The following is a 25,040-nucleotide window of genomic DNA, read 5'->3' on the forward strand; positions in this document are numbered from 1 at the left end:
CTTGGCGCGCAGGCCATCAGCGGGATGTCCCAAGGAAGAGGCTGCGCCCGATGCGCGCCGCTTACGGGGACTGGGCTCTTTTCGCACTGTCATCGCTTTCCCTCCGAGTGAGGTGTACGCCCCCGCCGGGCCGTAATGCAGTCACGATTGCGCCCAAGGTACACATGGCTTCGAGCACATCGGGACGTACCTCCGTCCGCATAGTGCGTGCGCCGCAACGTCCGATCGCACTCCTCCTGACCTCGGTTCGTTTTTCCGGTCATCGCGCCTCTCACCCTCTGCGTCAACAAGACAGATTCGAACGTGGTCGATACGTATCCACTGCAAGCGTCTCGTCACGCAACGCCGGTTACGACATTCGCGCCTGCGCAGCGCGAACCTTGCTGTTCACACGCTCGTCGAGCGCGTTCACCACACCCAGCGCCCCCGTCATGACGCACCATCGCAGGGGCTCAGGCAGCATCGATGGCGTCTTGTGATCTAGCGCCGAAAGCAGCGGATTGTCGGTGCCGCGAATCCGCCCTGCAATCATGCTTCCGACCATCGATTGCGAGGCCACGCCGTGGCCGGAGCATCCGGCGCTGTAGAAGATGTTCTGATGCGACCCAATGGTCCCGACAACGGGTAGCGCATCATTGGCCAGGCTGATGTAGCCGCTCCAGCATGCCCGCAGCGCGACGCCCTTGAGTGAGGGAAAGCGGTCATGCAGGGCCGTGCGCAGCTCGCGGTATGACTCGTAGTCGGGCACGTTCGGTGTTTGGAGCCGTACGGATAATGGATTCGCTTCGTCGTGACCACGAGCGTGTTGTTCACGGTCAAGCGATGGCTTTCCATGGTCCAGTGTGCCGTCACGATCCCTTCGCGTCGTGGCCAGCCTAAGGCCTTGCGCTGAGGCTCGGAGGAGCGGCCTAGTCTCGATCGCCGAGACCCGCAACGGTACGACTTTGTCTGCAAGCAGGCCGAGTTGCGGCGTATAGGCGTTGGTGGCCAGCATCATAGCCGGTGCGCTTGCACTTCCGCGCGGTGTTTGCACCTTGATGACAGACCCTTCCGTGTAGGACAGCAGCGGCGTATTCTCGAAAATCCTCACGCCTGCCCGAAGCGCTGCGCGCCTGAGCCCCATCACATACTTGCCGGGGTGAAGCGTGCCGCCGCGCGACACGTAGTTGCCAAACAGAAACGCGGGCGGAATGCCGCGTGCACGCATCTCAGCCTGATCGAGAAATTCCGACTGACAGCCCAATTCGGCGCCGGTTCGCATGCTTTCGCGCACCTTATCTTCCTGCGAGGGATCGATGCCCGCACGGATAATGCCCGTCTGATTGTAGTCGCAGTCGATCTCGTACTCTTTCAGCTTGCCCTCCACGAAGGGGACCGCGTCCTCGTAGTAGCGAACGATCTCTTTCCCTTTCTCGTTGCCTATGTTCTTGAGAAAGAGATCATATTCGAGCCCGAGTGCGCCGGCCAGATAACCCGCGTTGCGTCCGCTTGCACCAAAGCCCGCAAACTCGCGCTCGAGCACGACCACGTTCGCGCCCGTGCTTGACGAGTTCAAGCGCCGCGATAGCCCGGCAAAACCCGCGCCGATGATGACCACATCCGCATTCACGTCGCCCACGAGTTCTGGTTGCAAGTCGTCTGGCCTTTCCACCCAGACTCCAAGCGCGCGGTATTTCTCCATGTCAGAGGCCATTCTGGCTTCTTCCACTGGACTACCTGATTCATTGCTCGAGCATTGTGTAGCCGCCACTGCCGGCGCCACTACGGCTGCCGCCGCCGCACCCTTGAGGAACGTGCGGCGGTTCACTGCAGAACGAGAGTCAGCTTGCTGTTCTGCCTGTGTTTCCGTCGTCTCACTCATAACTACTCCATCAAATCTTGCTTAGAATGTGGACCGCGAGCGCGGCTTCCTCGACACCCTGAAAGCCGCCGCCGTTTTCCTGAATCGCGTGACGCGCGCCGGGAACCTGCCGCGGGCCCGCTTCTCCACGCAGTTGAGTAACCAGTTCATAGAGCTGACCGATTCCCGTCGCACCCAACGGGTGGCCTTTCGATTCGAGCCGCCGGACGTGTTGATGGGGATGCGGCCGCCGAGCGTGAACTCGCCGCGCTCGGCAGCGGGTCCGCCCTCGCCGAACGGTACGAGCCCGAGATTTTCGGCCTGGATGATTTCGCCCATCGCTGAGGCGTCGTGCACCTCCGCCACATCCACGTCCTCTGGACCGAGTCCCGCCTGGTCGTATGCCTGAAGTGCCGCGAGGCGGCCGATGTTCTTCTCTGGCTCGTCGATACGTCGATGCGTGAAGCTGCGGATCACGCTCGCCGCAATCCTGACGCACCGGCGACGGTCGGCGCCGATGCGTCGCAAGCCCTCCTCGGTACACACGATCGCCGCCGCCGCGCCGTCCGAAACCGGCGCACACATGGGCAGCGTGATCGGATACGTGATCGGCGGTGCGGCGAGCACTTCGTCGATGGTGAATGGCTGTCGGAACTGCGAATACGGGTTGTGCACCGAATGCAGGTGATTTTTCGCCGAAACCGCAGCGATCTGCCGTTGCGTGGTTCCGTAAGTCTTCATGTGATACCTGCACAGCGCGGCATAGACCGACATGAAGCGGCTATACGGCCGGTCGGACTCCGACCCGGGTGGCGGCTCGATGCCTTCGCCGAGCCTCATCAGACTGGCGAAGTTCTCGTCGACGCGCGACACATCCCAGCCCGCCCCGAACAAGGCGAATGACTTCGCCTTGTCCGGGACGTTCATCTTCTCTGCGCCGAGCGCGAGAACTACATCGCAGGCACCCGACCGAAGCGCCTGGGCCGCGAGATGCACCGCGGTGCTCCCGGATGCGCAGGCGTTTTCGACGTTGTAGACCGGGATGCCTTCAATCCCGATCTTGCTGAACACGATCTGCCCCGGAATGGACAGTTGGCCCTGCAGCGGCCCGTTGGTGATGCCAGCATAGAAAGCCGCGCCGATCGCCGCGGCATCGCAACCCGCATCCTTCAATGCGCCGCGTAGCGCTTCGCCCGCGAGATCGTCGATGCTGCGCTCGCAGTGACGGCCAAACATGGTCATCGCAATGCCCGCGATGTAAATGTCGCTCATGGTGTTTTTCTCAAATTGACTGACTCAGATCCGTCGGCCTTGACCCTGCCAGTACTGCTCGCGCAGATCTTTCTTCAGCACCTTGCCGGCGGTGCTACGCGGCAGTGCCGCAATGAAGTCCACGCTCTTCGGTGACTTCACCGAGCCGAGTTTCTCCTTGCATAACGCCACGAGCTCTTCTGCACTGACGCTCTGACCGGCGTTGAGCTCCACCACCGCCTTCACCGCCTCACCCCACTTGTCGTCGGGGACCCCGATCACCGCGCAATCCTGTACTGCCGGGTGCGCCCAGATCACCTGTTCGACTTCGCTCGGGTAGACATTGAAGCCACCGCTGATGATCATGTCCTTCTTGCGGTCGGTGATGTACAGATATCCTTCGTCATCCAGATGACCGACGTCGCCGGTGCGCAACCAGCCGTTCACGATCGTTTCGGCGGTTTTGTCGGGCGCCTTGAAGTAGCCCTTCATCACGAGGTCGCCACGTACGCAGATTTCGCCGGTTTCGCCCCGAGGTAGGAGCTCGCCACGATCGCTCATGATTTCGACGCGAATCAGCGGATTGGGTCTGCCCACCGACGAAAGCCGGCTTTCCGGAGCAAGCGCGCCATCTACGAAGTGCTCGGCCGGCGTGAGATAGGAGATCGACGCCGGGGCTTCCGTCTGACCATATCCGCCCGCCATGATCGGACCGAACACCTCGATCGCGCGCTTGAGCTTCTCCACCGACATGGGTGCCGCTCCATACAGAAAGCATTTGAGCGAGGAGAAATCCTGGTTCTCGATACCGGGGATATCGAGCAGGCGGTAGATCACCGTCGGCGGCAGGAAGAACTCCGTCACCCGATGTTTCGCGATCGCCGCGAGCAGCGGCGCCGGCTCTGGCTTGGGCAGTACGACCACTGTGCCGCCGCGGGCGGTGCACGGCAGCGAGAGCATTCCCGCGGTATGGGTCATAGGCGCCGCCGCAAGATTCACCGGACGCTCCACGCCATACGGAAACGCAATCATGAACTGCGCGAAATAGGTTTGAAACGCGCGATGCGTGTTCATCACCCCCTTCGGCAAACCCGTCGTTCCGCCCGTGGCAGAAAGCGTCACGATGTCGTCCATGTCGTACTCGACGCTCGGCCCGGTCGCAGGTTGCGCCGCGCTCCATGTCTCGAGCGATGGCGCCCACGGCAGATCGGCATCGATACAGACCCAGAGCCTCACTTTGGGCAGGCTGGGACGCAGCGCCTCGATTGCCGGTGCGAATGCCTGATGAAAGAACAGCGCTTCGCAATCGAACGCGTCGAGGAGGTACTGGTTCTCCTGCGGCGCGTTGCGCCCGTTGACCGGGATCCACACCACCCCTGCGCGCCACAGCCCCAGCGTGCAGGTCCATGCCGTGACGTCGTTATCGGCCCAGACCGCCGCCTTCGCTTCTTTTTCGAAGCCTGCCTCGAGCAGTCCGTTAGCGATACGGCACGACAGCGCGTGAACTTCACTGAACGAATAGCTTCGCTCGTCCTGAATGTAGGCGATGCCGTTGGGATTGATACGCCAACCGCGATCGAAAAAGTCAATGATTGCCATGTCCCATGTGTCCCTGGATCGGTTTCGAATCTCTGTTCTCGCGGCCGTTACAGTTGGGCGACTGTCGCGCGCGCGAGCCCGCGCTGCTCGAGGAACCCAAGCAGGTAGCGATGGCCGAATGCCTTCGAACCGGATGCAAAGCCAACCTTCGCGGTGTCGCCGTCGAGAAGCTTGGCAATACCGGCGGCATGAATGGCTCCGGTGGCGATATACGGCGTGATGCCGTGCACGGTCGCCCGAACTGCCGCAAGCTGACCGCGGCCGATCGCAAAGTCGACAGTGCGATGAAGCGACGTGCGCTCGCGCGGCGGCATCGACGGTGTCACGGAATCGACAAGCTGTTTGAGTACCGTATCCTGCTGCTCACGTGGCAGGTGTGCGTATTCCGCATCCCACTTCTGACTGAGCCCATGCACCATCTGCATTGCGTTGTTGTCGTAGAAGCCAACGCACGAGATACAGCTGCGCACGCGGGGATCCTGCTCGAAATACACCGGCAGCGAGGTGCCGCCCCACGGCAACGCGAATACTGGTTGCAGAAAATCGGGGGAGGCAACATTGAACGAAGCGTGCTTGTCATGCGGCACCAGCTTCTTTTCCCATAGATAGCAAGATTCCTGGCGATAGCCTCCGAAGATGGTCGCCGTAGAGCCCACGCTCACACCGGCGCCGGCACCGCGCGGGCCGCGCGTCAAGGTCGCCGTCTCCAGCGCATCGACGCCAGGCGTCTCGAGTGCCAGCTCGGCGGCAATTTCCGCAAACGTGTACATGTACGCGTTTGACGGCGACAACAGTAGACCGGCCTGACGGTAGGGTTCGCCAAACTGTTCGCGTGCCTGGCGGATAAAGTGTTGCTCGCCGGTGGTGTCGAGGTAGTGACAACCGGCCTTGATTGCCGCCTCCACCGCGACCAGGCCGAAATCGAAGAACGGCCCGACGGTGGCGCACACGACCTTCGCGCCGCGAAAGGCATTCGCAAGCGAATCGACGTTGTGTTCGGCCTCGATGATTTCGTAGCTCGCAGATTCGAGGCGCACGACCCGCTGCGCCATCATTTCCTGCGTACGCCTTGCGTTGCGCGCCACAGCGGTAAAAGGAATGTTCTGGTCGATCAGCCAGTCCATGATCAACATGCCGGTATAACCACTTGCGCCATATACAACGACGGGATGCTTTGCCATGCCTGTCTCCTAGAAGGTGATTGGGTTCAACGGTGCGTCTTTCAAATGCGGCGGATGCCGGCGGCGGTGACGAGCTCCGCTATCAGAGAATGCAGCGATGATGCAGGTCCATTTTATAGAACATCGTATCTAACATAGTCATAGTCTACAAACATTTTAAGTTTAAAAAAGACAGGTATTTCCTGTCCTTAGACCTCTTTTCGGTTACGCGATGGTTGTTATTCAGCGCCTGCGCCTGCGTTGCTGCCGACCGGCGTCAGACTGGCAAGATAGCTGGCCACCGCCTTGACGTCTTCGCCCGACAGAGTGCCCGCCAACCCATTCATTGCGCCGCTCGGGTCATGACGCTCGCCGGTCTTGAATGCAGCAAGCTGCCTCACGAGATAGGTCTCTCCCTGTCCCGCCAGACGCGGAATCTGGTTTTCCCCCATGAACGCCGCTCCGTGGCACGCTTGGCAACTTTTTTCTGCCACGAGTTCCATACCGCGCTTCTCTAGCCCGGCTTGAGTGCGCGCCGGCTCGCTTCGGGCCGGAGTCTGCCGCGCAAAATAGGCACCCAGTGATTTGATCTGTTCGTCGGTCAGATCCCTTGAAATCGGCCCCATATAAGCGTTGGGCCGTTCCCCGTCAGCGAAGGCGCGCAATTGGGCGATGAGATAAGCCTGTGGCTGTCCTGCCAGCGACGGATACCAGGCGTTCGCGGACTGCCCGTGCGCACCGTGGCAGAAATAGCAGGTCTCTTGCGGTTGCGGCCAGGAGCCACCGTTGGCCACTTGCAACCTGTCGATCTCGTTCATCGCTTTTTCGAAATGCATACCGTCCAGGTACTCGCGTCCGTAAAGCGCTCCCACGCCCACCACAGCGGCGAGCCCGACGACTCCACTTACGATCCATGCCCGTCTCATTCAGGCCACCTCGCCGCGTCGAGTGAAACCAGCCAGCGCCTGCAAAGCAGCACGATGGCCCGAACGCACGGCACCGTCCATCGCACCCGCCCAGATGTCGGCAGTTTCGGTGCCCGACCAGATCAGGCGCCCCACTTCGGGGTGCAGATACTTTCCCCACTTCGTCCAGAAGCCTGGCGGCATGGGGTTGATGCAATGCAGGGTCCACTGATCGACCCGGCCCCAGTCGTAGTCATGGAACTGCGTCGGATGCAGCGCGCGGTCTCCGAATGCCTTCGCAAATGTGGCCGACAGCGTCTTCTCGGCCGTCGCGGGATCATCAGGCAACATCCCTGGCGCCACGAATGCGGCGATCACGCCGAGCGATGCGTCGGGAGGCGAATTGTCGTACGTCATGAAAACGGGACCGCCGACCTGGAAGATCGTTCCGCAGTACCCGGCGTCGCGCCAGAACGGCTTGTCATAGACGTGGACAGTCTTTCGCATTGGGGCGCTCGTGGGCCAATGCTGCTGGAGTTGCGCCCGCCCGCTGGGCAACGGCGGATCGAAAACCACCTGATTGCAAAGCGCCGGATTCATCGCAACGATGACGCGACCGGCCTTAATCAAGCCTTGATCCGTGTGCAGCTCGACGACTTCGCGATCCCAGCCAGTGATCTTGCGCACCGGCGAGGAAAGCCTGACCTTGTCGCCGAGCTGCTCGGCCATCTTGATGCTCAGACGCTGCGAGCCGCCGACGATGCGCGTTTCCTGTGCCCCGCCTTTGAATGCTTCGAGTTGCGTATAGTTGCAGCTTGCGCTGTTGATCATCGACAAGTAGTGCAGCAGACCCAACTGGGCCGGCGCACCGCCCGTCGTCAGCTTCGCGGCTAGCGCGAGAAAGTAGCCGTCCTCGTATTTCACGCCCTGCTGCAAAAGCCATTCGCCGTAAGATAGCCTATCCAATTCCGCCAGATTCGGTGCCTTCCATGGCGCGCCGGATGGCACGCCCCGCGACAGTTCGGCAAGCCGGTTGCCAATCGTGTCGTCACCCCCGGTGCCGCCATGAAAATCTTGGGCCACGATAGCGCCCTGCGCCATCACGACGGTCTTCCCTGCGTACCAGCTCGGAAACGTGTCGATCTCGAGTTGACGTGCCAGATCGAAGATCGCGGTCTGACCGGGACCGATCCACTGCCCTCCGGCTTCAGAAACGACGCCGCGGCCAAGGTCATGGTTATAGGTTCGGCCACCGACGCGATTGCGTGCCTCGAGCACGACAAACGAATCGCATCCAGCCAGCTGGAGGTCGCGGCCCGCCGTCAATCCTGCGAGACCCGCACCGATGATCGCGACGTCCAATACCTCACGGTCTCTCGGGGCTTCGTAACCGCACTTTGCGCGAGTGACACTCCATCGGCAGCCAGCGTCGCAGCACCTGCTGCGGCAAGGTGGAGGAACCGGCGCCGGCTCCGCGCGGGGGCCTGCGAATCATTTTCGGTTCCGTCTCGACTTCCATGTTGCCACTCCTGTTTCAATTATATGCAGTACTGCGATATACACATGCGGCAGGAAATGCAGCATGCTCAAGGCCTCACCAGCACACCGTCCTGCGAAAACAGCAACGGCTTTCCGGTGCGATCGATCACTGCGGCTGTGAGGGACGCACGATCCGCGCGCTGTTGAACCTCGAACGAAGTACTGCCCTCGCGTTGCCGGAAAACAAGGCCATCGAGCCCGACGCCCATCAGTCCATTCCCGGTCGTCAAAAGATCAGTGATCGAACTCTTCGTGCCCGCGTTCAACGCCGTCCATGTCGCCCCATCGTCGCTGCTCTGGTACAGGCCGCCCAGCAAACCGCCTACGATGATTCGGCCGTCGGGCAGCGCCACGCCCGTCCACAGCGTCCCTTTGCCGCCCGTCGCCTGATAATTCCAGTTCGCCCCGCCATCCGTGGACTTCAGCACCATTCCCTGCTCAGAGTCGATGTAAAGCACACCGTGACGATCAGAAAAGACGTGGTAAAGGTTGCGGTCGGCACGACCACTACCCGGTGGTTTCGGCACACTCACTTTCGTCCACGACTTGCCACCATCATGGGTGACGAGCATGAGTGACCATAGGCCCACCGCGATTCCGTCCCGAGCAGTAGTAAAGAGCACGGAGAACAACGGCTGGTCAACTGAGAGGTCTATCCGCTGCTTTTGCCATGTCTCGCCGCCGTCGCTCGTCGCGAGAATCACGCCCCACTGTCCGACCGTCCAGCCGTGCTGCGCGTCGGCAAAAGTGACCGCAGAAAGGGTTGCGGAAACCGGAACATGGTTTGACTGACGCCACGTTTTTCCCTCGTCATCTGACATCACGACTACGCCGTGCTCCCCTACGGCAACGATGCGCGAACCGGCACGCGCCGCGTCCATCAACATCATGTGCCTCGGCGCTGTCCAGGCATGCGCGGGTTTGGCCGCCCAGTCCGCGACCGCTCCCTGTGCTTGAGCGAAGGCCGCGACGCTCGCACACAAGGCCGCGCCGGCAACAAACATCTTGATCATGATTGGTCTCCAGTCAGTGGCTGAAAAGCCCCGGCGCGCGCGCCGGCTTGCGGCGCGGAAACCAGCGCTCCAGGACCGACGCCAACGCCGGCAGCGCGGTCATCGCCATCAGCAGGTTCACAAGGAACATGAACGCCAGCAGCTTGCCCATGTCCGCCTGAAATTTCAGTGCTGAGAAGCTCCACGTCGCCACACCGATGGCCAATGTGATCGCCGTGAAGATCGTCGCTACGCCGACCTCGAGCATCGCGTGCTGCACCGCCTTCACAATGTTCTGGCCACCCGCTAGATGCACCTGCAAGCGGTTGTAGATATAGAACGCATAGTCCACGCCAATACCTACGGCCAGTACCATGACCGGAAGCGTCGCCACCGTCAGCCCGATTTGCAACTCCTTCATGAACCAATAACCAATGAAAGTTGCGACCGTGAGCGGCAAGCAGCACGCCAGCATTGCACGCCAGTCACGGTAGGCGAGGAACACCAAAATCAGGATGGCAGCGTAGACATAGAGCATCATCGGCAACTCGCTCTTCTCCACCTCTTCGTTGATGGCCGCTAGCACGCCCGCGTTTCCCGCCGCAAGCCGTACATTGATACCCGGAAATACGTGCGATGCGCGGTATTGCTTCACGTCGTCCAGGATTCGGCTAATCGTCGTGGCCTTGTGATCGGTGAGAAAAAGATGAACCGCTGTCATGCCACAATTGGCCTTCATGAAGCCCTTCACTCGGCCAGCATCCACCGAAACCGCTCCGTAGTTTTCGGGGTCGATCGGCACAACGTTCATCTTCGGATAGTCTTCGTTATAGCCCTGGTTGTAGCGGCGCAGCATCCCGGCGTATGACTGCACTGACACCACGCCGGGCTCGTCACGCAGCGTGCTCGTCAGATCGTCTTCGTAGAGTCCGACAGCAGGGTTGTCGCATGCCTTGCCTCCCGACTCGATTGCGAGCGTGAGCCAATCGAGGCCAATGTCGTAGTTCGCCGCGATCGACGTCGCATCTTGGTTGAAGCGCGCATCCGCACGCAGTTCGGGCGCACCCGGCTGAAGCGTACCGATCACGCGGTCGCGGCTTTGCCAGGCAGAGAGAGCGAAAACCACGAGCGTCAGCGCCACGGTCACGCCTGCATAGCGCGGCTGGGCGATGCGGGCGAGTCCACGCAACCATGACGAGCGCCGCTCGCTGCGTTTGAGTGCGCTGTCCGCATAGCTCTTTGTGAAGTGAAAGCACGAAGCGGCGACGGGCAGCAATACGAGGTTCGTCACGATTTTGTAGCCGACGCCGAGCGACGCAGTAATAGCCAGCTCGCGCACCATGGGAATCGGAATCAACAGCAGCGTGATGAAAGACACGAATGCGGTGACGAGGGCCAGCACACCCGGAATCAGCAAACCGCTGAAGCTATGGCGCGCCGCATCAAACGAACTGTTGCCATGCGCGATCTCACGCACGATGAAGTTGACCTGCTGCACGCCGTGCGACACGCCAATCGCGAAAACCAGGAAAGGCACCAGCACGGCGAGCGGATCGAGGCCGAATCCCAGTAGCTTAAGCGTCCCGAACTGCCAGACCAGTGACGTGAGGGAACATGCGATCAGCAGCACCGTGAAGCGAATCGAATGGCAGTACCAGTAGACCGCGAGCGCAGTCAACAGTAGTGCGATGCCGCAGAAACCGAGCACGGCCGTGGCGCCATCGGCGATATCGCCAATTTGTTTCGCGAAGCCGATGATCTGGATCTCATAGCCTGCGTCCTCGAACGGCTTGCGGATCTGCGCCTCGAGCAGGTGATTGAACTTGACATAGTCGAGCACCTTGCCGTTACGGTCGCGCTCGTTGAGCTCGGCCGTGATCATGGCGCTGTCTTCGTTATGCGAAACAAGCGTTCCGACGTAGCCGCCCTGGGTGGTCGCATGCCGAATCGCGGTGACAAGCTCGGGCGTCAGTTGCTCAGGCGTGATGGTGCCTGAGATGATCGGCTCGGCGCGAAAACCTTCATCAGTGATCTCGTTCACGTATGCGTTCGGCGTCCAGAGCGACTGCACGCCGATCCGATCCACGTTCGGCAGATACGTCACCGCCTGAGTCACTCTATATAGACGGGTGAGCCCTTCCTTCGTCCAGATGGAGCCGTGGCGAGATCGTACGACGAAGGTTATCCGGTTCGCACCGAGCAGGTCGGAGCGATATTTCTGGAACGTCCGGATGTACTCGTGACCGATCGGCATCTGCTTCTCGAACCCCGCGTCCATGCGCAGTTGCACGGCGAACACGGCCATGGCGACCGTAAATACCCCGACCGTCACAAGCACCGCTGCTCGGTGTCCGAAGCACAATCTTTCCAACGTTTTAACCAGGCGATTTAGCACAGCTTTGATCCCTAAGTTGATTCAACGACCCACGGCATCGAGCCATCAGAAGTTCCGTGTCACGAACATCCCTACAAAGTTGCGGTCTGCATATGGCTGACCCCGGTGTTGTGTCCGCCCCAGAACAACGTGTAGTTGATGCCCGCCTGCCACGTGGCCGGGTTCTGGTTGAAAAGCACATAAAGGTTCAGCGACTTCGCGCCCTGCAGGTAGTTCGCGCTGAGCGTCGGCGTATAGCCGTAGAGTCCGGTGGCGAACGTGACGCCTGGCGTCACCTGCCAGCCGCGGATCAGTGTGCCGTCGTAGGTCCAGTTGAAGTCGATGGTCGCGCCTACTGAGCTCGATGTGCCCTGCGCCATCCCGATCGGATAGCCAAGATTCGAGGTGTTGTTCAGCCAGGGAAAATAGCCCGCCTGCGGCACCTGCGTAACCACTTGTCCGTCGACCGTACGGGTGACGCCCTGCGAGCTAAGACCCGGGTAGTAGACCCAGGTCAGCTCTGCAGTCAACGTCGCGGAATCCGCACCGATCAACTTGAGAAACGGATACTCGCTGCGCGTCAGGGCCAGGATGCCGTTGATGTCGAACTGGAACCGCTTCATGTCGGCCCACTGCTGACAATTGACGCCCGCCACGCCGTTCGTGTTCAGGTCGGGTGGGCCGCCCGCGCCATAGCAGCTCGACAGCGCCACGGCGTCATGTGGCCGATATGACAGCTCGGTGCCAATAGCCCAGTCCCCCAGCCCGAAATTCGCGCTCAAGCCGAAGAGCTGGCGGTTCTGAAGATACGACCACTGCTCGGTCCCATTGGCCAACGATGAAAGCACCGGCGACTTGTCCGTGTAGTTGACGTAGTAAAACGCGAAGTTCGCACCGAAGGAGCGCGGTGAAAAGTTAAGCTTGAAACCGAACTGTGGTTTGTACTTCGATGGCGACTGCCATGAAACCGGGAGCCCGATATCGTTGAAAGGGGGGCCAGCATACGTGCCGTTCACGAGGCCCGTGTTAATTCCGTCGAGGACATTCTGGTTGCCACTGTTCGGTCCGGCGATCGTGCCCGCACTTGGACCGGCTACATTCAAGTTGTTCGTGCTGATGGTGAGCGGCTGCGTGCCACGCCCGAGGCTGTTCGTTGTCGACCAGTACGATCCGACTGGCGGGTAGCGGTTTCCGTTCCACTGAAACTGGTAGTATTCCTCAGTGCTGAAACCATGTGAAAGATCGGCGGCGAAGCTCACCATCGGTGCAGGAAGGAGCGCCTGCTTGAGTTGCGAACCCGGCACGAGCAGCTTCTGGATGTCGAGCGAGTTCGTCGCGTTGATCCCGCCCATCGCGTACATGCTCTCGCCCCAGTTGATCACCTGGTTGCCGAGCCGCACGTGCGCGGCATTCCCGGCAATGGTGAAATCCTTCTCGGCCCACAGATCGAGCAGTTGCGCATCGTAGACGACCTGCGCCGACGCGGTGCTCGACAATGGCGTTCTTGCCGTATCTTTCGCGAGGAAGTCGTACATGCCCGTGCCCCGGATCATGAACTTGAGCCCTTCGCTCGGCATCTTCATCAGCAACTCGCTCGTCGCGCTGGCGTAGGCGCTGTATGCCTGCCCCTTGCGGTAATTCAGATCGCCGTTATCGCCGAAACCCCATTGATTGGTGTTGGCCCCCGCTCCGCAACCCGCGGAATTGGGGTCGCCAGTGAGAGAGCAACTCGGATTCTTGGTCCGGATCCCCGCACCCGCCGTCAGGTTGGTCACCCACGAGCCTGTGAGATCGTTGATCCCGGTCGTGAAGTCGTAACCGTACGCACTTGATGCTGCCGTGCCGAATATGGCCAGCGATACCGCAACATACCTGCCGATTATCTTCGTTGTCATGGTCTGCCCCACCGTCCCTCTCCCTGCCGGCGCACGCGTGTGACGTGCGCCGGGTCCTTTGTGCCGACGTCGGATGTCAGCGCTCGCTCGCCGAACGCAACGATTCCGCGGTGTAGAAGTCCACCTTGAAGCGAGGATTGTCGACATGCTCGTACCAGCGAATGTCCTTGCCCTGCCCGATGGACGATGCATCCAGCACGTAGCGTCCGTTGATCAGGTCGTATTGCACGAAGGGCTCGTTGTCGCAGGCCCCGCCCAACTCCCACACTGGGATGGGGTAGCTTTCGCGTACCTTCCAGAGCTTGCCCTGCGCGTCGTAGTCTTCGCCGACCAGCGCGAGCCAGCTGTCTTCATCCAGATAGAAGACTTTCTTCGATGCGACGTGGCGTGCCGTAGGCTTGAGCGTGGCCTCGACGACCCAGACACGGTGGACCTCATAGCGACGGTGATCAGCTGCGATCCCTTCGGGAGTCGCAACGTCGTGCAGCTTCGTCTTGAAGCTGTACATGCCGAAGTCGTTGTACGGGACGATCATTTCGCGCTTGCCCACCAGCTTCCAGTTGAAACGGTCGATGGACCCGTTGAACATGTTCGATTCATCGATTAGGTACTGGTTTTCGAAGCCGATCAACGGCGCATCGTGCGTATAAGCGGGCATGCGTCTCACACGGCGCTGACCCGGAAAATAGTAGTAGGTCTCGGAATCCTTATCGAAGAACTGGCGCTGTACGAAGGCCTGTCCAGCTAATGCCGCGGGTGAGTTGACGGAGAAATAGGCACCCAGATTGAACTGATCGACGTCCTGCGGCGACGTCTTGCCTTCCTTGCCCGCTGGAAAATAAAAGGTTTGGGGACCCACTGCGTCGATCCAGTCACTGCTGCCGGGACGCGGGGAAATCGCCGTGACAACCGGGGACCACTCCACTCCCTCGCCGCGGTACCGTGTCTCATAGTTGAGGATCGCTTCGGCGCCACTCTTTGGCTGCGGAAATGCCACTCCGGGGAGGGTCGCCGCTTGTACTGTCTCGCCATTCGAAGCCAGTTTCGCGGTGGTGAGATTGGCCGTGGAATTTTGCTCGGCGAATTCCGGCAACTGACATTCGCGGTGGGACGGATAGACGTCCATCCGATAACCCTTTTGCTGTTTGATCAACTGGATCTCGCCCGGGGAGAGCTTGTCCGCGTACTTGTCGACGTTTGCCGTGTCGATCGAATAGAGCGGCTTCTCGTCCCGGTGTTTCCAGAAGTCGCCGCGCATCTTGCCCCACTCCCAACCTGCCGGCGTGGCTTGCCTCCCGGCAAACGCCGGCACCAATCCGTCCTTGCTGGCCGCGCGTTCGGCGCCTACCGGCGTAAGTTCCTCAGCAACGGCCGCTCCGCCCGCAAGCAAGAGCGCCGCGGCGATGGCCGACAATGTTCCAATAGTGTGCTTTCTCACCGCAATTCTCCTTCTGATCTCATCATAATTAGTAGTACATATCGCGGAAACGTCGGAGCTGGCGTTGTAGAGCAAAGCACTCAGCTCTCGCCGCAGCTTGCCACTGCTACCGCTCTGATCTCGATGCACAACTCCGGTAGCGCCAGTTGGGTCACGCCAACGGCCGTCCACGAGGGATAGCGTGTCGGGAAGTACGCGTCCTTGACCGTCGAAAAGGCCTCCATTTCCCCTCGCAGGTCCGTGTGAAAGGTGGTCAACTCCACGACGTCGGCCAGACTCGCCCCCGCCGTTTCAAGCACGACCTTCAGGGACTCGAAGGCGATGCGTGCCTGCGCCTGCATGTCCTCGCCGGCTTGCATATCCGGGCCGATGCCGACCTGACCAGAAACCCAAATGGTGTCGCCGACTCGGGTTGCGGGTGAAAAATGAAAAGTGTCGTAGAACGCCTGAAACGGCGGCGGGATAATCGATTGCCGCGAAGTGGACTTTGTCATGGTGGTGATGGTCGGTGTGGTCAGACGAGTTGACGGAAACAGGGTGCGCGAAACGGATCGCCGTCTTTCAACGCGGCAAGTTCTTCGAGGAATAGAACTCCGGCCGACGTGAACCCCGACACGCTCGGTTGCGGCAGCGGACTGAAAACCGCGTCGTCGCCGAAGAAGCGCAGCACAAGTGTGTGGCGAGTCGGAAATGCCGCGTCCACCGCTCCGCCGCCATGGAGCACGCCCGGATGCAGGAGCAGAACATCGCCGGGCTCCGTCTCCCACGAAATGATGTCGTACGCAGCCGGGTTGCTGCGGCGCTCCGCTTCGATATTTGGCAGGCGCGGCCAAACATCCCCGCCATGCAAAGGGTCAGTGGGATCGTCCGCATTCTGAAAAGTGGTGCCGTCATGACGCGTGCCGCGATGCGAGCCCTTCACGATCTCGAGCGCATTCTGCCGGGGAACAGCCTCGAAGCTGATCCAGGCATTGCCAAAGTGCTTGCCCTCCCATGGCAGGTAGGAAGTGTCCTGATGCCAAGGCGAGCGTCCGCTTGTGCCACCAGCCTTGAGAAACAACTCTTCGGCGAAATACCAAACGTGCTTCGATCCCCAGAGATCGGCGAACAGTTCGCCAAGCGGTAGCCTGCCGACCAAATCATCCAGGCGCGCCTTCGCGTAGGGATTGGCGTTGTCGTTGTGCGATTTCTGCGCGGTGCCATCGAACAGTGTCGTGGCCATTGGTCCCGGATTCTCGATACCCCAATCGAAGACGTGCCGACAGAGGGCCAGTTGCTCTCTGTTGAGGAGGCCTTTTATCAGGATCGCGCCATCTTCGGCGAAAGCCCTATGCCCGAATTCATCCATCAATGTTCTCCCGGCTCTTCAGTCGACGGTCCAAGCGCGAGCGCGCGCCGGACGATGCCCGTACTAGAAAACTGTGGTAATCATAGGTCATCATGACAAAGAAAAACTGAAATCAAAAGACAGGGTATTCCCTGTCGTTCATCTGATTTGCCTCGAAAATGTCGAGAATTGGGCCGTCCGCCGACGACCACGACGGACCCGCGTTTTTTAACGCTGACCGTCAATAATCACGATGAAGCGGATGATCAGCGCGGTCGTCGGAAGTTTCGCTCGAGATCGACTGGAGCAAGTTGTCGGCAAAGCGCTGAAGGGCCTGGAAAGACCCGTACACGCTCTTGTACTCCACGCGGCCGATCCGGCCATCGAGCACGACCAGCATGCCCGAATCATTCGCAAGCCTTTCGATATCCATCACGTTTCCCCTTCGAAACGAAGAAAAACCCGCAGTCCCTAGTCTGCCGACAGCGAAGCACCCAACGTAGGTCGATGGGGACCCGGAGGGAACACTCGCCACGATCCATCACCGTGCTGGAAGAAAAGAATCGCCAGAGGGCCTGACGACAGAAATGACTCCGCGCGCACGCACCGAATGGGCCTGCGTGAAGCGCACGAAAGCCGGGTCAACCGGATCGGTGAGGCTGTGGTCGGGGCCAGCCACTTCTCGATCATGTCGCGCAAGGAAACCACGTCGTTGCTCATTGCCTGCTCCTTCTTGTCAGCCCCCAAACAACTGCGGATAAATGTTAATACGGTTTAACGACCTATCTTTTACGTATTCGTGACCTAATAATAGATGTTGATTGACCTACAATCAAGTCTGGCGATGGCGAGGGAAAACACTGATTCGGGTGGGTTTAGCTCTCGGGAGCCGCATCTGCAGGCAGAACATACGTGTCATTTGACACGGAGCCTTCGCTTCCTCGGCGTTTTTCGGTATGTCGACAGGCGGCGACCGTTCATCCGGAAGAGGTGCTGCCACGACCTTACGATTATGTTATCTTGCCTTGATCTGACCTATAATCGGGATCGACCGAGGCAGTTTTTACGGAGCCGCAGCGTGCAAGAGAAGGCAAAAAAAAATTTCGTTGATTCCGGTGGGCCGAGCAACGGGTCGGGATCGGCCACAGGACGAAACCGTGAACTACGCATCGCGCAAATCATCCTCGCCGCGCAGCAGACGTTTCGGGAGGATGGGTACGCCGGGTTTGCGACACGCGGGGTGGCGGGCCGCGTGGGAATCACCCTGGGAAATCTTCAGTACTACTTTCCGGTGAAAGAGGAGCTGTTACGCACAGCGCTGCAAGCTTATGTACAGCGGAAACTTGACGACTACATGAAGATCGCGCACCGGCAAGATATCGACGCGGCGCAGCGTTGTTCCGCGTTGGTCGAGCGGATGATTCTGGATATCCACGAGACCGACCTCCCTCAGTTCCTGTTTGAAATGTTCGCATTCTCCCAGCACGCGATCTATGCTGCAGAGCTCGCCGATGAATTTCATGCGCAGTGCCGGGACCTCTTCGCGAGGTTGTTTTCGGAGATCCAGCCTGCGCTCGCTAAAGGAGATTGCCTGGTTCGTGCAACAGTCCTCCTTGCACAGACGACTGGCATGATGATCTTCAATCGCTATGTGGGCGATGGGGAGAAGGACTACGCGGAATTCGTACGCTTGACAAAGCGCTCCGTCAAATCGCTTGTCGAGTTGCCCCCAGAGGCCTTGAAGGGCGATGTTCCTGATGACGGTGTACGCGGCCGCCAACGGGGGATCAAGCAAAGTGCCGAACTCGGCGCGCGGGTTCAAGGGAGACTATTCAATCTGAGCGTTGGACAAGCACGACGAGACAGTCTCTATTACCGGCCGACGGTCCAAGGAAAGCGTCGAGAGTTGAAGATTAACGAGATCATATCTTGCGCGGCCAACCTACTGGCGACGGAAGGATATGCACAGTTTACGCAGGCGCGAGTGGCGAGGGAACTCGGCATCCTGCCGTCCGCGCTTCAAAATTACTTCCCCACGCATGACGAACTGCTCAGCTCGACAATCGACGCGTTACTGAGGGTTTATCTGGAACGCTATAAGGAAATGGGGAAGCCGAGCGGCAAACCTGCGCTCGAACGTCTGTGTGAAATTGTAGAAGATGCATTTGAGGAAGCCGTTGACCCAAGGGTAGCCCGGTTCTCGTTTGAAATATTTGCTCTGGCTCAGCACTCGGACGGTACGCGTGAACTCGTGAGAAGTCTTTACTCTGCCTATCGGGCGATCTATGTCGGACTAGTACGCGAGATGGACGCCTCCGCAACCGCGCGCGACTGCCTGGCCCGCGCGACGCTGATCGCCGCTCAGATGGAAGGCGCGGCGATGTTAATGTTCGGAACACAGAAACAGGCGCCAGATATCAATCGCGTTTTTGAACTGATGAGCGCCATGACAATTCGCGTGGCGTATGGGAATGTCGGCAAAAAGGGAGTGACGTGAGGCGAGAACCTTGCGCGGCCAGAACGCGACATGGGGCGATCAACTTTGAAGTGCGACGCCGGATATGCTAAATGTGGGCACTTGACTGCGAGAAATCAGTAGCAGTTGCGGCCTAACGAACGCGTCACTTTCGCGACCGCGAAGCAGCACGATTTGAGCGAGCGGGCCATGGCCTGCTCGCTCGGTCGCTCATCTGCCTGCACCAGGCCCGCAGCATGCGCCTTCCGCTCAGTTGTCTACGAGTGGGACTTACTTAGCCTGAATGCCGAGTTCGGTCGCGCTTTTTCGGCGAGAACCTATCCACGGCGGTATGCCCAAGCAACTGCCGCACGCCGATCGCGTTTCATGGCCGAAGCGAACTATGGCAGATCGCATCGACGAGGGAGCCTTCCCGACAAGCCACTACACGGTGTAGTCATACACCCCACGTCCTGACTTGCGCCCGAGGCGTCCGGCCGCGACGAGTTCGCGCAACAAGCTGCACGCGCGGTACTTCGGATCGCCGAAGTCCTTCACGAAGACGTCCATCACGGACAGGCACACATCGAGCCCGATGAGATCGGCGAGCGCGAGCGGACCGATCGGATGATTCGCGCCGAGCTTCATGCCCTCGTCGATTTCCGCCGCGCTCGCCACACCCTCGTGCAGCACGAAGAACGCCTCGTTGATCATCGGTACGAGAATGCGGTTGACGACGAAGCCCGGCGAATTGCGCACGCCGATCGGCGACTTGTCGATGCGCTCGGTGAGCGTGCGCACGGCCGCCGCCGTCCGGTCGCTCGTCTGCAGGCCACGAATGATCTCGACGAGCGGCATCATCGGCACGGGATTGAAGAAGTGCATGCCGACGAAGCGCGACGGGTCGGCGAGCGGCGCCGCGAGCGCGGTGATCGAGATAGACGATGTATTCGTCGCGATGATCGCATCCGTCCGCGCCGCCGCTTCGATCTGCCCGAGAATGCGCCCTTTCAGTTCGACGTTCTCGGTCGCCGCTTCGATGACGATATCGGCCGAAGCAAGGCGCGCATAGTCGGTCGACGTCGCGATGCGCCCGAGCGCGGCATCCTGCGCCGCCGCGTCGAGCTTGCCGTTGGAGACGAGCCGCGCAAGGCTCGCCCGGACTGCCGCACTGCCCTTGCCGAGCGCCGCTTCGCTGACGTCGATCATCACGACGTCGAGCCCCGCGACGGCCGCCGCCTGCGCGATGCCGCTGCCCATCGTACCCGCGCCCACGACGCCGATCGTTTCGATATTCATGGAATGTCCCTCGATTCGATCACTGAAGATTTTCGAAGATCGCCGCGATCCCCTGACCGCCGCCGATGCACATCGTGACGAGCGCGTACCGGCCACCGGTGCGCTTCAGTTCATACAGCGCCTTGACGGTGATGAGCGCGCCCGTCGCGCCGACCGGATGGCCAAGCGAAATGCCCGAGCCGTTCGGATTGACCTTGCTCGGATCCAGTCCCAGCTCTTGCGTGACCGCGCAGGCCTGTGCGGCGAAGGCCTCGTTGGCTTCGATCACATCGAGTTGCGCCACGTCGAGACCCGCGCGTTCGAGCGCCTTGCGCGTCGCCGGCACGGGGCCGATGCCCATATAGGCCGGATCGACACCCGCATGCGCGTAGGACACGAGCCGTGCGAGCGGCCGCGCGCCGCGCCGCTCGGCTTCGCCGCGCTCCATCAGGAGCACGGCCGCCGCCGCGTCGTTGATGCCCGAGGCGTTGCCGGCCGTCACCGTGCCGTTCTCCTTGACGAACACCGGCTTCAGGGTTTCGAAGTCCCTGGCGCTCGCATCGAGGCGCACGTGCTCGTCGGTGTCGAAGACCGCTTCGCCCTTTTTCGTGCGCAGCGTGACCGGCAGGATCTGGTCGCGGAAGCGTCCTTCCGCGATCGCACGCTCGCACGGCGATGCGATTCGAGCGCGAGCGCGTCCTGCGCATCGCGGGCAATGCCGTATTTGCGCGCGACGTTCTCCGCCGTCACGCCCATATGAATCGTCTGGAACGGGTCGTGCAGCGCGCCGAGCATCATGTCGACGAGCTTCCCGTCGCCCATGCGCTGGCCGAAGCGCGCGCCCGGCAACGCGTACAGCGCGCGGCTCATGGATTCGGCGCCGCCGCCGATGACGACGTCCGCATCGCCCAGCAGAATGGTCTGCGCGGCCGAGACGATCGCCTGCAGGCCTGAGCCGCACAGGCGGTTCACCGTCAGCGCCGGCACGTGCTGCGCGACGCCGCCGTTGATCGCCGCGACACGCGCGAGATACATGTCCTTCGGCTCCGTATGCACCACGTGGCCGAACACGACGTGGCTCACTTCATCGCCCGTGACGTTCGCGCGCTGGAGCACTTCGCGCACGGTCATCGCGCCCAGTTCGGTCGGCGCGAAATCCTTCAGACTGCCGCCGAAATCGCCGATCGCGGTTCGCACGCCGCTCACCACGACTACTTCACGTTTTGCTTCGCTCATTGATTCGCTCCGGTTCGTTTGCGCGTGCGCGCCGCGCGATTACATGTTCGGATAGTTCGGCCCGCCGCCGCCTTCCGGCGTCACCCATACGATGTTCTGCGTCGGGTCCTTGATGTCGCAGGTCTTGCAGTGCACGCAATTCTGCGCATTGATCTGCAGCCGGTCTTCGTCCTTGCCGTCCGTCTCGTCTCTGACGAACTCGTACACGCCCCGCCGGACAGAAGCGCGCTTCCGGGCCCGCATAGGTGCGCAGATTGACGTCGATGGGCACGTTCCCGTCTTTCAGCGTCAGATGCGCGGCTGGTTCTCTTTCGTGATTGGTGTTCGAAATGAACACGGAAGACAGCCGGTCGTACGTCAGCTTGCCGTCCGGCTTCGGATAGATCGATCGGCGTGCACTGCGCGGCAGGCTTGAGCGTCTCGTGATCCGCGTGCCGGTGATGCAGCGTCCACGGGCACCTTGCCCGCCAGGCAGCTTCTGCTCGATCCCACCATCAGCGTGCCGAGGTAGAGGCCCTTGCCCATCCATTGCTTGAAGTTGCGCGCGCGGTGCAGTTCCGTGTGCAGCCAGGGAGCGCCGGAACGACTCCGGATAGGCCTCCAGCTCGTCCGATTCCGCCCGGCCTGCAAGGCGGTCGAATGCGCATCGGCGGCGAGCATGCCGGTCTTGAGCGCCGCGTGCGAGCCTTGATGCGCGACGCGTTGAGAAAGCCCGCATCGGTCACCCGACGAGCGCGCCGCCCGGAAACACCAGCTTCGGCAAGCTCATCAACCCGCCCGCCGCGATCGGCGCGCGCGCCGTACGACACGCGCTTGCCGCTTCGAGGAACGTGCGGATCCGCCGGGTGCGTCTTGTAGCGCTGAAATTCCTCGAATGGCGAGAGATACGGGTTCGTATATCCGAGGCCGACGACGAAGCCGACCATCACCTGATGATTGTCGAGGTGATAGAGGAACGAGCCGCCATAAGTGTCGTCTGGAGCGGCCAGCCGGCCGTGTGAATGACGAGCCCGGGCTTGTGCTGCGCCGGATCGATCTCCCACAACTCCTTGATGCCGATGCCGTACACCTGTGGATCGACGCCCTCGCGCAGGCCGAAGCGCGCCGACAGCTGCCGCGCGAGATGACCGCGCGCGCCTTCGCACGAACAGCGTGTACTTCGCGTGACAGCTCCATGCCGAGCTGAAACGCCTCGGTCGGCTGTCCGTCGCGGCCGACGCCCACGTTGCCCGTCGCGACGGCCCTTGACCGAGCCGTCATCGTGATAGAGCACTTCGGCGGCGGCGAAGCTCGCGAAGATCTCGACGCCCAGTGCTTCGGCCTGCTGACCCCAGCCAGCGCGTCAGGTTCGCAGAGGCTGATCACGTAGTTGCCGTGATTCCTGAAGTTCTCCGGCAGCGCCCAGTTCGGCACGGCCCGCGCGCCTGCTTCCGACAGGAACAGAAAGCGGTCCTCGGTCACGGCGACATCGAGCGGCGCGCCTTGCGCTTTCCAGTCGGGAATGAGCTCGTCGAGCGCACGCGGGTCCATGACCGCGCCCGACAGAATATGCGCGCCGATTTCCGAGCCCTTTTCGAGCACGCACACGCTGATCTCGGCGCCCTGCTCCGCCGCGCGCTGCTTCAGGCGAATCGCGGCGGACAGTCCGGCGGGCCCGCCGCCGACGATCACCACGTCGTACTCCATCGATTCACGCGGACCGTATTGCTCGATCCAGTTCGTCGACGCCTCCGTGCGGCGTTGTCCAACGTCATACCGCCTCCTTCTCTCAGGCTCAGGACACGCGTACGCGTCAGAATTGCGCTTCGTTCAATGCGAACAGCGGATCGTCGCCGTGCGCGCTGACGATGGCGGTTTCGAGTCCGCGGGCCCCGCGTCAGCACGTATTCGGAGAAGCAGTGCGCGGTCGCGATCTTCGCGCCGTAGAACTGCAGGTCTTCGGCCCGCTTGCGTTGTGCCGCGAGCAGCGCACGCGCCATCTGCCAGCCCGACAGCACGATGCCCGCGAGCTTCAGATACGGCACGCTGCCGGCGAACACCGCGTTCGGGTCGCGCTTGCCCGATTCGAGCACGTAGGCGACGAACGTTCGCGAGCGCCTCGCGTCCATCGGAAAGACGGCGGTGCATCGCCTCGAAAACGCGCGCGGCATCGGCGGCATCGGTCGATCGCAACGCTTCGAGCGTCGCGTCGATTTCCTCGAGCAGCGCATGCGCCGCCGCGCCGCCGTCGCGAAGCGTCTTGCGGCCGACGAGATCGTTGGCCTGAATCGCCGTCGTGCCTTCATAGATCGACAGGATCCGCGCGTCGCGATAGAACTGGGCCGCGCCCGTCTCCTCGATGAAGCCCATCCCGCCATGCACCCTGAACGCCAAGGCTCGTCACGTCGATGGCCATTTCGGTGCTCCAGCCTTTCACGATCGGCACGAGATATTCGTTGATCGCCTGATGCCTTGCGCGGCTCGCCGCGTCCTCGTCGTGATGCGCGAAATCCGCGTGCGCGGCCGCGATATAGGCGAGCGCACGCGCGCCTTCGGTCAGCGCGCGCATGAGGCCGAGCATCCGGCGCACATCGGGGTGGCGGATGATCGCGACCGAGCCCGCGTCCGAACCGTCGACGGGCGGCTCTGAATCCGCTCCTTCGCATACGCGGCGGCCTTCTGATAAGCCGCGTCGGACAGCGCGATGCCCTGCAGACCGACGCCGAAGCGCGCCGCGTTCATCATGATGAACATGTACTCGAGACCGCGATTCTCCTCGCCCACGAGATAGCCGGTTGCGCCGCCATTGTCGCCGTACTGGAGCACGGCCGTCGGACTCGCCTTGATCCCGAGCTTGTGCTCGATGGACACGCAGTGGACGTCATTGCGCGCGCCGAGGCTGCCGTCGTCGTTCAGCAGGAATTTGGGCACGAGGAACAGCGAGATGCCCTTTACCCCTTCTGGCGCATCCGGCGTGCGAGCCAGCACGAGATGGACGATGTTCTCGGCCATGTCGTGCTCGCCCCAGGTGATGAAGATCTTGGTGCCGGACACCTTGTAGGTGCCGCCGCCCTGCGGCTCGGCGCGCGAACGCACGAGCGACAGATCGGAGCCCGCCTGCGGCTCGGTCAGATTCATCGTGCCGGTCCACGCGCCCTCGACCAGCTTCGGCAGAAAGCGCGCCTTCAACTCCGCCGAGCCCGCGGTCAGCAATGCCTCGATGGCGCCGTCGGTGAGCAGCGGGCACAGCGCGAAGGAAAGGTTGGAAGCGTTGAGCATCTCGATGCACGGCGACGCGACCAGCTTAGCGAGCCCCTGACCGCCGAATTCCACCGGATGGCTGATGCCTTGCCAGCCGCCCTCAATGAATTGGCGGTAGGCATCACCGAAACCGGCCGTCGCCGCGACCTCGCCGTCGTACCACGTGCTCGGGCGCTGGTCGCCCTGCGCGTTCAGTGGCGCGATGACTTCCGCGGCAAGCTTCGCCCCTTCGTCGAGAACGGCTTGCGCGGTGTCGGCATTCGAATCGCCGAGACCGCTGAGCTGGCTGACGCTTGCAATATCTGCCAGCTCTTCGAGTACGAACATCATGTCCTTGACGGGGGCTGCATAAGTCATCGCCGACTCCAGGTGCATGGCCGGTCAACTGGCAGGCCATATGGCAACAAATACGGATGTGTTGCCGCGCATGGTATCAACGGGTCTGCATTTCCCCGTTATCTGAAACTGCCCTTTTATTGACAAAATCTGCCAAACATAAAATCGACGCCAG

General features: G+C 61.3%; 12 protein-coding genes and 6 pseudogenes. 1 reads left to right on the top strand and 17 read right to left on the bottom strand.

The window, feature by feature from the left end; all coding sequences use genetic code 11:
- Positions 1-349 precede the first annotated feature (349 nt).
- The 13 genes and pseudogenes from NK8_RS41855 to NK8_RS41915 form a co-directional block, all read right to left on the bottom strand.
- A complete protein-coding gene (locus NK8_RS41855) occupies positions 350-1,861 on the bottom strand; it encodes an FAD-binding oxidoreductase (RefSeq protein ID WP_213234544.1) in 1,512 nt (503 codons plus the stop codon).
- A 10-nt stretch (positions 1,862-1,871) separates the two neighbouring features.
- Positions 1,872-3,112, bottom strand: a pseudogene (locus NK8_RS41860) (thiolase family protein).
- A 24-nt stretch (positions 3,113-3,136) separates the two neighbouring features.
- Entirely contained in the window at positions 3,137-4,690 is a 1,554-nt protein-coding gene (locus NK8_RS41865; RefSeq protein WP_029672505.1) for a class I adenylate-forming enzyme family protein, read from the bottom strand.
- A 47-nt stretch (positions 4,691-4,737) separates the two neighbouring features.
- On the bottom strand, positions 4,738-5,871 hold the full coding sequence (locus NK8_RS41870) for a trans-acting enoyl reductase family protein (RefSeq protein ID WP_029672504.1): 1,134 nt from the start codon (positions 5,869-5,871) through the stop codon (positions 4,738-4,740).
- Positions 5,872-6,089: 218 nt separating this feature from the next.
- Positions 6,090-6,776 carry a cytochrome c gene (locus tag NK8_RS41875; RefSeq protein WP_213233883.1) on the bottom strand — a complete coding sequence of 229 codons (687 nt, stop codon included), beginning with the start codon at positions 6,774-6,776 and terminating at the stop codon, positions 6,090-6,092.
- Positions 6,777-8,182, bottom strand: a pseudogene (locus NK8_RS41880) (flavin monoamine oxidase family protein).
- Between the two features lie 159 nt (positions 8,183-8,341).
- A complete protein-coding gene (locus NK8_RS41885) occupies positions 8,342-9,307 on the bottom strand; it encodes a YCF48-related protein (RefSeq protein ID WP_213233884.1) in 966 nt (321 codons plus the stop codon).
- A gap of 13 nt (positions 9,308-9,320) precedes the next feature.
- A complete protein-coding gene (locus NK8_RS41890; RefSeq protein WP_062253032.1) occupies positions 9,321-11,681 on the bottom strand; it encodes an RND family transporter in 2,361 nt (786 codons plus the stop codon).
- Positions 11,682-11,726: 45 nt separating this feature from the next.
- Positions 11,727-13,555 (bottom strand): annotated as a pseudogene (locus tag NK8_RS41895) (DUF1302 domain-containing protein).
- Positions 13,556-13,631: 76 nt separating this feature from the next.
- Complete coding sequence (locus tag NK8_RS41900) at positions 13,632-14,993, bottom strand: DUF1329 domain-containing protein (protein ID WP_062253029.1); 1,362 nt, start codon at positions 14,991-14,993, stop codon at positions 13,632-13,634.
- Between the two features lie 80 nt (positions 14,994-15,073).
- A complete protein-coding gene (locus NK8_RS41905; protein ID WP_062253027.1) occupies positions 15,074-15,487 on the bottom strand; it encodes a RidA family protein in 414 nt (137 codons plus the stop codon).
- Positions 15,488-15,507: 20 nt separating this feature from the next.
- Complete coding sequence (locus NK8_RS41910) at positions 15,508-16,341, bottom strand: phytanoyl-CoA dioxygenase family protein (RefSeq protein ID WP_029672591.1); 834 nt, start codon at positions 16,339-16,341, stop codon at positions 15,508-15,510.
- Between the two features lie 220 nt (positions 16,342-16,561).
- Positions 16,562-16,753 (bottom strand): hypothetical protein, encoded by a 192-nt coding sequence (locus tag NK8_RS41915; RefSeq protein WP_029672590.1) that lies wholly within the window; start codon positions 16,751-16,753, stop codon positions 16,562-16,564.
- Positions 16,754-17,398: 645 nt separating this feature from the next.
- On the opposite strand from NK8_RS41915, the gene NK8_RS41920 reads away from it, so the two are divergent.
- The gene (locus NK8_RS41920) at positions 17,399-18,817 is read left to right on the top strand and encodes a TetR/AcrR family transcriptional regulator (RefSeq protein ID WP_225936613.1); all 1,419 of its coding nucleotides are present in this window, start codon (positions 17,399-17,401) and stop codon (positions 18,815-18,817) included.
- 402 nt (positions 18,818-19,219) lie between these two features.
- Here the strand turns inward: NK8_RS41920 and NK8_RS41925 are convergent, their stop codons facing one another.
- The 4 genes and pseudogenes from NK8_RS41925 to NK8_RS43960 form a co-directional block, all read right to left on the bottom strand.
- On the bottom strand, positions 19,220-20,074 hold the full coding sequence (locus tag NK8_RS41925) for a 3-hydroxybutyryl-CoA dehydrogenase (RefSeq protein WP_062253021.1): 855 nt from the start codon (positions 20,072-20,074) through the stop codon (positions 19,220-19,222).
- 19 nt (positions 20,075-20,093) lie between these two features.
- A pseudogene (bktB, locus tag NK8_RS41930) lies at positions 20,094-21,289 on the bottom strand (beta-ketothiolase BktB).
- Between the two features lie 39 nt (positions 21,290-21,328).
- Positions 21,329-22,975, bottom strand: a pseudogene (locus tag NK8_RS41935) (electron transfer flavoprotein-ubiquinone oxidoreductase).
- 106 nt (positions 22,976-23,081) lie between these two features.
- Positions 23,082-24,886: pseudogene (locus NK8_RS43960) on the bottom strand (acyl-CoA dehydrogenase).
- Positions 24,887-25,040: the final 154 nt, after the last annotated feature.

It is taken from the genome of Caballeronia sp. NK8, assembly GCF_018408855.1.
Taxonomy (GTDB): domain Bacteria; phylum Pseudomonadota; class Gammaproteobacteria; order Burkholderiales; family Burkholderiaceae; genus Caballeronia.

Bases quoted from the DNA above. Each gene is read 5' to 3' on its own strand.
- NK8_RS41885 (WP_213233884.1), bottom strand. From the start codon at position 9,307: ATGATCAAGATGTTTGTTGCCGGCGCGGCCTTGTGTGCGAGCGTCGCG.
- NK8_RS41925 (WP_062253021.1), bottom strand. From the start codon at position 20,074: ATGAATATCGAAACGATCGGCGTCGTGGGCGCGGGTACGATGGGCAGC.
- NK8_RS41875 (WP_213233883.1), bottom strand. From the start codon at position 6,776: ATGAGACGGGCATGGATCGTAAGTGGAGTCGTCGGGCTCGCCGCTGTG.
- NK8_RS41855 (WP_213234544.1), bottom strand. From the start codon at position 1,861: ATGAGTGAGACGACGGAAACACAGGCAGAACAGCAAGCTGACTCTCGT.
- NK8_RS41915 (WP_029672590.1), bottom strand. From the start codon at position 16,753: ATGGATATCGAAAGGCTTGCGAATGATTCGGGCATGCTGGTCGTGCTC.
- NK8_RS41865 (WP_029672505.1), bottom strand. From the start codon at position 4,690: ATGGCAATCATTGACTTTTTCGATCGCGGTTGGCGTATCAATCCCAAC.
- NK8_RS41910 (WP_029672591.1), bottom strand. From the start codon at position 16,341: ATGGATGAATTCGGGCATAGGGCTTTCGCCGAAGATGGCGCGATCCTG.
- NK8_RS41905 (WP_062253027.1), bottom strand. From the start codon at position 15,487: ATGACAAAGTCCACTTCGCGGCAATCGATTATCCCGCCGCCGTTTCAG.
- NK8_RS41870 (WP_029672504.1), bottom strand. From the start codon at position 5,871: ATGGCAAAGCATCCCGTCGTTGTATATGGCGCAAGTGGTTATACCGGC.